The 12991-nt window shown below is 38.6% G+C and carries 10 protein-coding genes and 1 pseudogene; all 11 read right to left on the bottom strand.

Annotated elements, in window-relative coordinates; all coding sequences use genetic code 11:
* Nucleotides 1-296 precede the first annotated feature (296 nt).
* The 11 genes and pseudogenes from GZ996_RS10805 to GZ996_RS10755 all read right to left on the bottom strand — a co-directional run bounded on the left by GZ996_RS10805 (nucleotide 297) and on the right by GZ996_RS10755 (nucleotide 12659).
* Nucleotides 297-1226: pseudogene (locus GZ996_RS10805) on the bottom strand (IS30 family transposase).
* 172 nt (nucleotides 1227-1398) lie between these two features.
* Complete coding sequence (gene tadA, locus GZ996_RS10800) at nucleotides 1399-1908, bottom strand: tRNA adenosine(34) deaminase TadA (protein WP_161979700.1); 510 nt, start codon at nucleotides 1906-1908, stop codon at nucleotides 1399-1401.
* Nucleotides 1902-2678, bottom strand: coding sequence for an MBL fold metallo-hydrolase (locus GZ996_RS10795; protein ID WP_161979701.1), 777 nt, complete (start codon nucleotides 2676-2678; stop codon nucleotides 1902-1904). Before GZ996_RS10795 ends, tadA begins: the two co-directional genes overlap by 7 nt.
* Before the next feature lie 21 nt (nucleotides 2679-2699).
* Entirely contained in the window at nucleotides 2700-3251 is a 552-nt protein-coding gene (locus tag GZ996_RS10790; protein WP_161980972.1) for a nucleotidyltransferase family protein, read from the bottom strand.
* Between the two features lie 39 nt (nucleotides 3252-3290).
* Nucleotides 3291-3992 (bottom strand): DUF5694 domain-containing protein, encoded by a 702-nt coding sequence (locus tag GZ996_RS10785; RefSeq protein WP_162012049.1) that lies wholly within the window; start codon nucleotides 3990-3992, stop codon nucleotides 3291-3293.
* Nucleotides 3993-4044: 52 nt separating this feature from the next.
* Nucleotides 4045-6018: a transketolase gene (tkt, locus tag GZ996_RS10780; protein ID WP_162012048.1), complete on the bottom strand. Its 1974-nt coding sequence runs from the start codon at nucleotides 6016-6018 to the stop codon at nucleotides 4045-4047.
* Nucleotides 6019-6200: 182 nt separating this feature from the next.
* Nucleotides 6201-7124, bottom strand: a complete 924-nt coding sequence (locus tag GZ996_RS10775) for an ATP-binding cassette domain-containing protein (protein ID WP_162012047.1) — start codon at nucleotides 7122-7124, stop codon at nucleotides 6201-6203.
* Nucleotides 7125-7133: 9 nt separating this feature from the next.
* Nucleotides 7134-8186, bottom strand: a complete 1053-nt coding sequence (locus tag GZ996_RS10770) for an ABC transporter ATP-binding protein (protein WP_161979704.1) — start codon at nucleotides 8184-8186, stop codon at nucleotides 7134-7136.
* Between the two features lie 9 nt (nucleotides 8187-8195).
* Nucleotides 8196-9122, bottom strand: a complete 927-nt coding sequence (gene oppC, locus GZ996_RS10765) for an oligopeptide ABC transporter permease OppC (RefSeq protein WP_121836455.1) — start codon at nucleotides 9120-9122, stop codon at nucleotides 8196-8198.
* Nucleotides 9122-10624 carry an ABC transporter permease gene (locus GZ996_RS10760; RefSeq protein WP_161980970.1) on the bottom strand — a complete coding sequence of 501 codons (1503 nt, stop codon included), beginning with the start codon at nucleotides 10622-10624 and terminating at the stop codon, nucleotides 9122-9124. Before GZ996_RS10760 ends, oppC begins: the two co-directional genes overlap by 1 nt.
* A gap of 64 nt (nucleotides 10625-10688) precedes the next feature.
* Nucleotides 10689-12659, bottom strand: a complete 1971-nt coding sequence (locus GZ996_RS10755; RefSeq protein ID WP_162012046.1) for a peptide ABC transporter substrate-binding protein — start codon at nucleotides 12657-12659, stop codon at nucleotides 10689-10691.
* Nucleotides 12660-12991: the final 332 nt, after the last annotated feature.

The following is a 12991-nucleotide window of genomic DNA, read 5'->3' as shown; positions in this document are numbered from 1 at the left end:
ATTGTGTCTTTGACAGGTTACTTCCGTAACCCGCACTTGCTTCGTCTTGTTCAGTTTTCAATGGACTTCTCCTTAGAGACAACTCCTTTATTCTAGCAAATATTTCTAACGGTGTCAACTACTTTTTCTAGTTTTTTTCCTATATCTGCCTTTCTCTCTCACGAGACAACTCATATATCTTACCAAATATATCCTCTTCTTGTCAATACCTTTTTTAAAATTTTTTCTTTTTTTGGAATTTTAGCAAATTGTCAAGTCAAGTGCAACAAGTTCGTGGGTAGACTAGTATTCCATTTTTAGGCTAGCCCAAACAGAAAATTTGCAGTTTTATAGTGGTAAAGTCGGCTAGGCCTCTCGTTGATAGCTGAGATATAACCAGCAAGCTCTTCATCAGTCATAGGGGTGAGCGACTGTCCTTTTGGGAGAAACTCTCTCAAAAGACCATTGAAATTCTTATTTGTTCCTCTTTCATGGGATGAATAGGGATGAGCGAAATAAATGCTAACACCTTCTAAGTCAGCTAAGAGACTAAACTCAGAGCCATTATCTGATGCGATAGAAAAAATTGGATACTCAGACAAGAATTCTTTGACAGCTTCATTGATGGTTTGGTTTCAGCTTGCTTATTAGGTAGCTTACACGCCAAAGCGAAACGGGTTTGACGTTCGACTAGTGTCATAACGACAGCCTCTCCTTTAGTCTTTTTACCAAGAATGAAATAATTCCCAGTGCCCAAATTCAGATCGGTTATTAATCACTTCTGGACGCTCCTCAATGGATTTTCCAAGGGTCTTCTTATTGACCTTAAATTTAGAGTTAGACCGCTTTCTAATACTCACCATCTTTGGCAAATCGATTGGCTTGATAGCAATAAGACCAGCTCCAATATAGCGATAGTTTGTTTTCGTTGAAGGAATGATTTCTGTGAAGCGTGGCGAACACTGGTCTAACTTCAGGTAGACACTATTTTTACAGTTTTCTTCGTAGACACGTTGACCACTATCAGCGAAATAGACTTGATAATAAGTTCGTTTACCATTCTTATCTTGAACCTGAGCGACGCTGCCCCGCTTGATTTCACGACTAATCGTCGAGCGATGACGACCTAGAAGGCGAGCAATCTCAGTAGGCTTTTCACCCATTTTCAAATAGGCACTAATTTCACCTCGCTCAGGGGCTGAGAAATGAGAACAACGCGACTTTTTGGTAGAATAATTAGCGGACATGTTCATCTGCTTTCTATACTGAGTTGCGGAAATTCTAGTATATCAGACGAACATGTCTTTTCTGTTACACTTCATTTCACAACGCGGGAGATTTTTTATTTTGAAATTTTTTATAGGATTTTGGCTTTTTTCAATTACAGAGATACAAAAACATACTAAACTTTTGGTAACTTTAGTTTCTACCTCTCGTTAAAAAACTATTTTTCTGTTTAGTCATTTGTCGGCGTGTTCGGAAAAAAGTTTGCATAATGGCAGCACACTCTTTTTCTAGGATACCAGTCTCTACAGTAACACGATGATTAAGACGTTCATCCGTCAAAATATCATACAATGATCCTGCTCCTCCAAATTTTGCATTTTTTGCACCGTAGATAACATTTGGAATCCGTGCTAGTCCGATTGCTCCGCTGCACATGACACAAGGTTCAATCGTCACAAACAATGTGCAATCAAGAAGTCTCCAATTCCCTACTTTTTGATTTGCTTCAGTGATAGCCATTATTTCGGCATGCATAATAGCTTGATTGCGTTCTTCTCGTGCATTATGACCTCTACTAATAATTTGTCCATCTTTAACAATGACACAGCCTATTGGAATTTCTTCTTTCTCGAGCGACTTTTGAGCTTCTTTTATGGCTTCCTGCATAAAATAAGATTTTTCTTCTTCAGTAAACACTAACATTCTCCAATTTCCCAAGATTGGTGTGGACTCGCTAACTCAACTGGGATATTTCCCGCATATTTTTGGGTTTCATTTCTCAGATATTCTAGGTGATTTTCTGTTGGCATTCCTTTTGGGGGTAATGGTGGCATATGAGTCAAGACTAATTTTTTGACTCCTGTTTTTTGTGCCAATAGCCCTGCTTCTTTGCTTGTCAAGTGAGCGATATGGTTTTCATTACCTTCATAAAGATAAACATCTGCCAATAGTAAATCTGCGCCTGCGGCAAATGTTTCCAAATCTTCAAAATAACCCGTATCTGCCGTAAAGACAAAAACCTGTCCTGTTGCTTCCTCAACAATACGAAAAGCATAACAAACCACTGGGTGTACTGTCTTAATAAATGTAATTGAAAACGGACCTATTGTCTCAGTTCCTGACGTATTGTAAGCAAACCCTTGCGAAACACCTGGTAAGGTTAATTTTTCAAATTCTGATACGTCTTCGTCATGAGCATAAATTGGTAACACCTTTGGCTCCCAAAGATGTTTCGGATATAGTTGGAAATAATGGCGTAAAACACCCAAGTCTGCTACATGGTCAGGGTGATAATGACTAATAATAACGGCATCTAAGTCCAAGGGGCTGATTTCTTTTTCAAGTTCATTGACCGCACGGCTACCACAGTCTATAAGAAATTGAAAGCCATCATGTCCAGTCAATAAGTACGCAGTTGTACCTTCATCCTTATAAGGATAAGCTCCCCAGCATCCTAAGGTTGTTAATTTCATTTTATGTCCTTTCTTAATCTCCTATTCATAGTGTAGTTGTGGCCACTTCTCATGCCAGTTCTTTTTCATTAGACGCTTACGATAAACGTCCATTCGCTCCTCGTCTGCTAAAAAATATGGCGTTGGTGAGACACGGAAGTTAATAATATCATCCAAACCATAAGGAGCATATAACTCTAGCTTATCATTTTTTAGTCGCACCGCAATTGCAGTACATTTTTCTGGGTATTTATTGATGGCATCACAGGCTGATTGATAGGGAACCGTATTGGGGTTGTGCTGGTGCATATCAACCTGATTTTTGACTTCCCAGTGATAATTGGGATAATTGTTACTCAGAAATTCCTGAATTGCTAAAGTTTCTTCATAGGTTTTCTCGGGATCAAAATACACCACATCCATATCCGTCTGGTGATCAAAGGCTGGAAGATTAGTGAGCTTATTCCAAATAAAATTCCGAACTGCACCTGCTGCCAACCAAGAATCTGGTAAATTCAGCTCTGCCATTGCCCTTAAAATAATCATCATATCATCATCGGCTTGCAGTAATGCCAATACATCATTCTCTGTCATACCACTATTATAGCCAAAAAGGGCTGGAAAACCAACCCTTTAACCTAGGTAATCTAAAACCTCAGCCACTTCAACACAACCACTATCACGAAGAAGATTTTCCAATATTCCTTTATGTGATAATCCAATCAATAAAATCGCCCTATCATTTTCCTCTAACTCTTCAAGAATATTTTTGAAAATGCTAAGGTTTCTCTGGTACCACCAAAGTAACCAACCAATACCAATATCATCAGATGTTGAAACTCTAGCTATATTGGTGTAATACGAAACGATTTGTTGTGTGATTTCTGTACTATTCAATTCTGCTAATAGTTGGCGAATAGGCTTGGAAAAATCTTTTTGAGGAATCTCTAAGTTCTCGATTTCGGATTTTAAATCAGGCAAACTATCCAATGCTTCTGCAACCTGTCCAAAACTATAAAGTCCCACTCCTTCTTCAAACCAGTCTACTGCTTTAGGTGTTAACTGAAAACGTTTAGCTAAGGGAAAAGCTAGTTGAATAATCTCATCACTAGATACAATATTGCGATTGAGATGATTTTGAAAATAGGAGTCTAATTTATCTTGTTTTGAGTGCTCCCATTCCACCATAATCTTAGTAGGGTAAAACTCAGAAAGTCTATCAATAACTTCAATCATCTCTTTTTCACGGTATAAAAATTGATCCGGGTTGTTGACATTATGAAGATCATTTTGACTTTTCATATGAAAAGTTCCTAGAATCATAATCTTTTTCATCGTTTCTCCTTAGCGGAAGAGGTCAAGATACCATCTCTACCTCAAATGTATTTTATAAACTGTTTACAGTAGCCACAACATTTTCGATTGTAAAGCCATAACGTTCGATGACTTCTGTTGCTGGAGCTGAAGCGCCAAAAGTATCAATACCGATAACTTTACCGTCCAGACCAACATATTTATACCAGCTTTGTGTCGCTGCCATTTCAAGTGCGACACGACGACGGATAGCATTTGGTAATACTTCTTCTTTGTAAGCTGCGTCTTGTGCATCAAAGAGTTCCATAGATGGGACAGAGACAACACGGACTTTTGTACCTTGTTTTTCAAGTTCTTTAGCTGCTTTGACTGCTAGGTTAACCTCTGACCCAGAAGCCAATAGAATAGTGTCGAAATCTTCACCAGTCTGGTAAGTAACATAGGCACCTTTAGTAACTTTTGCAAAGTCTGATCCAGCTTCCACTTCAAGATTTTGACGTGTTAAAACCAGTGCTGTTGGAGTTGTCTCGCTTGTCAAAGCATAATGCCATGCAGCCTGTGTTTCACGAGCATCAGCAGGACGAATAACCGTCAAGTTTGGCATAGCACGAAGACCTGCAAGGTGTTCAATTGGCTCATGTGTTGGGCCATCTTCACCAACCGCAATCGAATCATGCGTAAAGACATAAGTAACCGGTAGTCCTTGGAGTGCTGATAAACGAATAGCTGCTTTAACATAGTCTGAGAAGACGAAGAAAGTACCACCATAAACACGGAGACCACCATGAAGCGCCATGCCATTTAGAACAGTCCCCATAGCAAATTCACGAACACCAAACTGAATATTGCGGTTAAGCGGATGTTCTGCATCTTGAAGACCATCTTCCTTGATGTAAGTCATGTTGGAGTGAGCCAAGTCCGCAGACCCCCCAAGGAACGTTGGAAGAATTTTTGCTGCCGCATTGATAGCATCTTGAGAAGAGTTACGAGTTGCTTGCGAGAAACCATCTTCATAAACTGGAAAGTCTTTTTCAGTTACAGTTACTGGTGCTTTGCCAGCTACAATAGCATCAATCTCATCTGCAACTTCTGGATATGCAACTTTATATTCATCAACTAGCTTGTTCCAAGCTTCATAAAGTTCTTGCCCACGGTCTGCAACATTTTCTTTGAAATCTGTATATACGTCTTTAGGAATTTCAAATGGTGCGTAAGGCCATCCAAGATTTTCACGTGTTGCAGTAGTTTCTTCTGCACCAAGTGGCGCACCATGAACAGCATTTGTACCGCCTTTAGTTGGAGCGCCGTGACCAATTACAGTTTTCACTTCAATCAAACTTGGTTTACCAGAAGTTTTAGCTTCTTCAATAGCTGCACTAATAGCTTCAAGGTCTGTTCCATCTTCAACAAGACTAGTATGCCAACCGTAAGCATCGTAACGAGCACGGATATTTTCTGAAAAAGCATCACTTGTTTCACCGTCCAAACAGATATCATTTGAATCATAGAGAACAATCAATTTATCAAGGTTTTGTTTTGCAGCATAAGATGCTGATTCCCCTGAGACACCCTCCATAAAATCACCATCACCTGCAATAACATAGGTATAGTGATCAAAAATTGGAAAACCATCTTTATTGTACTTAGCTGCCAAAAAACGCTCTGCTTGTGCAAAGCCAACAGCAGTTGAAATTCCTTGACCTAATGGACCTGAAGTCGCATCAACACCTAAGGTATGTCCAAATTCTGGATGCCCTGGAGTTTTTGATCCCCATTGACGGAATTGTTTAATCTCATCAAGTGTGACATCTTCATAACCAATAAGGTGCAATAAAGCATAAAGCAACATTGATCCATGACCTGCTGATAAAACAAACCGGTCACGGTTAATCCAATTTGGAGCTTTTGGAGTCACTCGCATGTGTTTTGTGTACAAGCTATAAGCCATTGGAGCTGCACCCATTACCACTCCTGGATGACCCGATTTTGATTTTTCAATGGCGTCAATACCAAGAAATCTTATTGCATTGACTGATAGATTTGACATAAATACCTCCTAGAGAGTCGAAAGAATTTGTTTACGTTTTCATTATACCATGAAATTATTCCTATTTCCAACAAATGTTAATATCTACACTTCTTGAAAACATCCAAGTATCACACATTAAAATGTTCAAAACTGTTCTGATGAAACAATACAAAAAAGCTAGAATATCTAGCTCCTCTAATCTATAAAGATTTACGATAAGTTTCCATTTCTGATTTGTTCCCCCAAACATAATGTCCAGTTTTGATTTCTACCATCTCTGGTCTATCGACAGAATAATCGTGCATTTCTGGATCGTAAGTAATCAACTCTTTTCCACGTTCCAAAATAGGGTCTGGAATAGGAACTGCCGACAGGAGTGATTTTGTATAAGGGTGAACTGGATTCATAAACAACTCCTCAGTTTCAGCCACTTCAACGATAACTCCCTTATGAATAACAGCAATACGGTCAGAAATAAAACGAACCACCGATAGGTCATGAGCAATAAAGAGGTAAGTTAAACCTAATTCACGCTGGAATTGTTTCAGAAGATTCAAAACTTGCGCGCGCACCGATACATCAAGTGCAGAGATTGGTTCATCCGCAATAACAAACTCAGGTTGCATAATCAAAGCACGTGCAATACCAATACGTTGACGTTGTCCACCCGAGAATTCATGTGGATAACGTGTTAAGTGTTCAGGCAAAAGTCCAACATGAGTAATCATGTCACGAACCTTCTGTTGACGTTCTTCTTCATTTGCAAAAAGATTAAAATTATAAAGACCTTCCGAAATGATGTAATCTACCGTCGCACGTTCATTCAAACTTGCTGCTGGATCTTGAAAAATCATCTGAATACGCTTAATCACTTCTTTTTTATCAGAACGAGAAAGTTTTCCGTTGATTTTTTTACCATTAAAGATAATATCTCCGCTACTTGTATCGTTTAGACCAATAATAGCACGTCCGATTGTGGTTTTACCTGAACCTGATTCACCGACAAGAGAGAATGTCTCCCCCTTATTGATGAAGAAGTTGGCATTTTTAACAGCTACAAATTTCTTTTTCCCTTCACCGAAGGAAATTTCTAAATCTTTAATTTCAACTAATTTTTCAGTCATTTCCTTCTCCTATTTCAACATTTTACGAGAAATTTTCTCATGAAGATTTCGGATAACTTCCGGTTTTTCAACTTTTGGTGCTTCTGGATGGAGCAACCATGTCTTGGCCCAGTGGTGATCCGAAACTTTGAATTTAGGTGCAGGTTCTTCAAAGTCAATCTGCATTGCATATTCAGAACGAAGAGCAAAGGCATCTCCTTTTATAGGCGCATAGAGTGACGGAGGGGTTCCTGGGATAGAAAACAACTCCCCAGACTCTGTTGCCAACTGAGGTAGCGAGGACAAAAGGCTCCAAGTATAAGGATGACGTGGGTCATAAAAAATATCCTCAACTGTACCAAACTCGACAATTTCACCAGCATACATTACGGCAACCTTGTCGGCGATAGAGGCAACGACACCGAGGTCATGCGTAATAAAGATAGTTGTGAAATTATATTCTTTTTGAAGAGACTTCAAAAGATCAATAATTTGGGCCTGAATCGTCACATCAAGAGCGGTTGTAGGTTCATCACAAATAAGAACATCTGGACGACAGGCAAGAGCAATCGCAATAACGATACGTTGACGCATACCTCCCGAATATTGGAACGGATAATCATCGAAACGTTTCTGCGCATTGGGGATACCAACTTTATTCATGTAGTCGATAGACAGTTCACGTGCTTCTTCTTTCGAAACACCTTGATGCTTGACAATAACTTCTGAAATTTGAGCACCAATTGTTTTAATCGGATTAAGACTAGTCATCGGATCTTGGAAAATCGTCGCAATTTTTGAACCACGAATTTTTTCCCAATCAGAATGTGATTCAATGGTTGTTAAATCTTGACCACGATAAATGATTTTTCCCGAAGCAACACGACCATTTGACTCTAGCATACCTGTAAAAGTTTTTGTTAAAACAGATTTCCCCGAACCTGATTCACCAACAAGGGCGAGGACTTCACCTTCTACAAGCTCTAAAGATACACTGCGAATTGCTGTCAAAACACGGTCACGGACATCAAATTCCACGACCACATCTTCGGCTGATAAAATTACATTTTTAGTTTCTGTCATGTTATCTCCTTATCTGTGAGTACGTGGGTCACTGGCATCCGCCAAGTTTTGCCCAACAATGTAGAGTGGTAAGGATACCAATACCAAAGCTGTAAGTGGAATCCAGAATAAATAGGCGTTGTTAGTCAAGTATTTTGAATAGTTTGAAATCAAACGACCTAACGACGGTGTTGAAATTGGCAAACCAATACCAAAATAGGACAAGAAAGCCTCAGACGAAATATATCCAGGTAAACTTTGAGAAACCATAGTCATGATAATTGATACCAATTGTGGCAAAAGGTTTTTCACAGCAATTTTCATAGGAGGCGTCCCTAGGGTCTGACTGGCAAGGTTATATTCAAGATCACGATAACGCAAAATTTGAGTACGCATGGTAAATGCAGGCCCAATCCAGCCTGTCAATGTGAAGGCTAAAATAAGATTCCAGAAGCCAGCTCCCAGAGCATAGGTTAAAACAATTGTAATCAACATACTTGGGATATTTGAGATAACATTATATATCTCAAGCATAATCTTGTCAAAACTTTTAGAAACACCCCAAAAAGCACCAACCACTATCCCAATTGCCATATTGATAACTGTTGCTAAAACTGAGATTAAAAGCGAATTACGAGCTCCATACCAAACTCCATCAAAAAGTGACTGACCATTTTTATCCGTACCAAACCAGTATTGGGCGTTTGGCCAAATGTAGCGTTTTGAGAAGTCATTAATGTCACTAACATCTCGGAAATCATAGCTAGAAAACATTGGATAAATAAAACTCATCAAAAGAACCGCAATCAGGATGATCAACATTGGTAATGTTGATTTCTTCGCAAAAAACTGTCGAAATACAGATTTCCAGTAAGAATAAGCGGGTGTATTAATAACCTCGGAGGCATTATCATCACGAGCCACAAATTGGAACTTAGATTTATCAATAGTTGACATTATTTGCCTCCTTTCTTAGTTGATAACTTAATACGTGGGTCAACAAGAGCCATTAACAAATCTCCTGCAAAAAGTGAGAAGATAGATAAAGTAGTAAAGATAAAAGTCAATCCAACTACCATAGCATTATTTGAAGCACGAATAGAATCAATCAACATTTTACCCATACCAGGGACGATAAATACCGTTTCAGTTAGTGTCGCACCTGCAATTGTCAATACGATTGCCCCAGGAATGCCATGAACAACAGGAACCATGGCATTTTTAAATAAATGTGAACGATAAATTTCGCCTTCCGACAAGCCTTTGGCGCGAGCAAAACGCATCCAATCAGAATTTTGCAAATCCACCAAATAACGACGGAACCAAATAGCAAGCCCAGGAACACTCAAAAGTCCCAATACAATACTTGGCAAGAGGTACGAACGCATATCAGATGCCCCCAACAACGGGAAATTATCCGGAAGACCGAGATATCCTCCAATGAAGCGAATTACATAAATCAAAGCAATTGATGGCACCGCTAAAATAAAGGTCATCAAAGATGTAGACATAGAATCAAACCAAGTTGATTTGAAACGAGCCATAAAAAGCCCTAGAGGTAGACCTAATACGTAAGCAATAAAAATACCTGTCAAACCAATGCGAGCAGAGTTAGCAATCATTGATGGATCAGTATAACGAACTTTTGTAGCGGTATAATTATCTCCCTTACCAAAGTTTGCAATAGCTAGATCGTCTGCCTTGCTAGGATTTTGGTAAGTACGGCTATAAATATCAACAGAAGACTTTTTAGTTACTCCTGTTGGGAAAGTAACATCTTGGGTTAAAGCTTTACCTTGTCCTTGTGTGATAACCTGAAGAACAGGAATACCACTAAAGGTTGGATAAGAATTACCAAGGTTAAAAGTGATAAAGTTTTGATGAATATATGGGAACTGATTATTCACATAAAGAAGATATTTATGCTCAGTCCCAGAACCAACAACTGACCAACCAATCGCTGGATCATTTTCCACACGAATATAACGCTCTAAGTCTGGGTTATCCTTATCCTTAACTTTCCATGGATGATCAATCACTACTAGATTTGAGAAAAAATTCCACAATCGCTCATAGATTGGAATTTTTCGAGTGGCGTAAGCCTGACCACTCTCCTTGAAATGATGAAGTTCCCAACCATTTCCAATAGACTTAATGTAATCTTCGTAAATTTTTTGATTAGCCTTAGTTGCTTCAGAAGTTACACTAGAATCTACAGTTTTCGCTTTATTTACTAACTCTTTTGTATTATAGTACTGGATGTAGCCCATACGTTCAAAAACCGTATTCACGTAATTATCTTTTTTATCTGGTGTTGTCGACATCTTATTGTACAATGGGTCTTGATTAAAGATAAGTCGTGTCGGAACCAGTGTATATACGACCGTATAAGTTATCACCATAACCATAAAAATAGAAAATAGCGATCGTAACGTACGAGTAAAGAGATATTTTTTCATTCGTTCCTCCAACAGTTCAAAAGAACTTCCTCAAGAAACGAGAAAGTTCTGATTGAACAACGTTTTATTTAGCTACGTGATCTGCAAGAGCTTCTTGAGCTTCTGCATTTGACTTAGTTTTTGCTTCAAGCCAAGCAGCTTTCGCTTTGTCGTATTGTTTACCTGTTACAGGTTCTTCTTGGAGTTCGATACCTTTATAGAGATCTGACCCTTTAACACCAGATACAGAGTAACGGCCTGAGAACGGTACTGCTTTAGTTACACGTGGTGTACCACCAAGTGAGATAAGTGGAATGAATACAGCTTGATCAAGCAATTTCGCTTCCGCCTTAGCTTGTGCCGTAAAACGAGCATCTAGATCGTCAACAATAGCATTTGCTGCTACAAGATCAGTAGTAAAGCTATCAAGGCCAATTGATTTCGCGATATCTTGGTTCTTACCTGGCATTACCCCAACTCTTTGAACAACTGCTCCGTTATCAACATTGAAAATATCTAGATATGAACGCGGATCAGCATAGTCTGGTCCCCAACCTGCAATCGTAAAATCATAGTCCTGTTGTGAAATATCCTCAGCATAGTAAGTTGAATTGAGGTAGGTATCATGATCAAGTTCAACGATGTTAAGTTGCACATTCTCTTTTCCAAGCGATGCCTCAATAGATTGTTTCATTGATTGTGCACGTTGCACAGCAACTGTATCTGCTTGGTCTACTGGGAAATCAAGTTGGATTGGATAAACCACCTCACTACCAAGCGCTTCTTTTGCTTTAGTAAACTCAGCCTTGGCTTTGTCAACATTATAAAAACCATCTTGCCCATCGTCCAATTTAACATCTTTCCACTCATCACTGATAGATGCTAATTCTTTTTGAACGACTTGCCCGTAAGATTCTTCACCAATAGAAACGAAAGTTGGTGCTGTCAACATACTACGAAGAGCTTTTTCTTTAGCATCTTCACCCGCACGTTGGGCATTCCACGAACCGCGGTCAAAAGCAAATGTAATTGCTTGACGGAAATCTTGGTTAAGCAGAGCTTTCTTAGCTGACTCTTGAGCAACAGCATCCTTCTTAGAGTTTGTGAAGTTAGAACGGTTTGTATTGATTGATGCATAGTAAGTTGTTGTATCCTGCATACCATAAGTAATTGCCTCTGGATATTTCTTTTTAGCATCCGCATAGCTTGGATCGTTAGGATTAAGCGTCGCTACATTATAAGCTCCCTTATCAAAGTTGGTATAGAGAGAACCAACATCTTCACCATCGTAATATGTCAATTTAACTTCGTCAAGAGTAACATTATCAGCATCCCAGTATGCATCATTTTTAGTAAATGCCATTGATGATTTAGCTGTGTACTCACTTAAGAAGTACGCACCATTGACAAGGATTGATGATGGATCAGTGGAACCAAAGTCTTTTCCTTTTGACTCAAGGAATTTAGCATTGACTGGGAACAAGATTGAATAAGTTGTTTTTGAATTCCAGTACGGTTCTGGGGCATTCAATGTGTACTGCACCGTACGATCATCAAGCGCTTTAATACCAACTTCTTCAAATTTGACTTTGCCTTCTTTGTACTCATTTAAGTTTTTGATTGAATCTTGGATAATATAAAGTGAGTCTGATTCCTTATCAATTGCGTGCTTAAGACCTGTGACAAAGTCTTCCGCAACAACTGGTGCATACTCTTCGCCATCTGAGGTGTACCATGATACACCTTCACGTAAAGTGTAAGTATATGTCAAACCATCTTCCGATACCTTCCAGTCTTCTGCAAGTGACGGCACCAAGTTACCATATTTATCATTTTCCAAAAGGCCATCAACCATTTGTGTTACAACCGTTGAAGTGGCAGATTGGTTAGTCAAAGTATAGTCTAAAGATTTTGGATCTGATGTATATACATAGTTATAAACTTTTGAAGCTCCCTCAGACTTAGATGCTGAAGAGCTACCACCACAAGCTACAAGCACTGCTGCTGATGCAAGAGTTATCCCAGCAAGAGCTAATAATTTACCTTTATTTTTCATAAAAGCTACCTCTTATAAATTTCTTTTCTTAACCGACCGTTTTGTCATGTTATTAGAAACTATTATATCATAAATTTTTCTTAAATAAAGTAATTTGTCAGAAAATTTGCTATATTTTTTTAATTTTTTGTTTTCTAGATTGAATTTTCAGATATTTTCAATGTTTCACATATATATCATCTATCTTTAATAGCAACTGTCACAATATAGACAATATGTAAAGACCCCCAGTTGATATCTCGTGGATTTACCTGTACACTAGAATAAAAAACAATCAATTTCTAACAGGAATTACCACACTCAATTGGAGGTCTTATATGTTTCATTTTACC

Origin of the sequence: Streptococcus sp. S784/96/1 (assembly GCF_902729355.1) — a bacterium.
In the GTDB taxonomy this organism is placed as follows: domain Bacteria; phylum Bacillota; class Bacilli; order Lactobacillales; family Streptococcaceae; genus Streptococcus; species Streptococcus caledonicus.
This window is presented reverse-complemented; position numbering and strand designations above follow the sequence as displayed.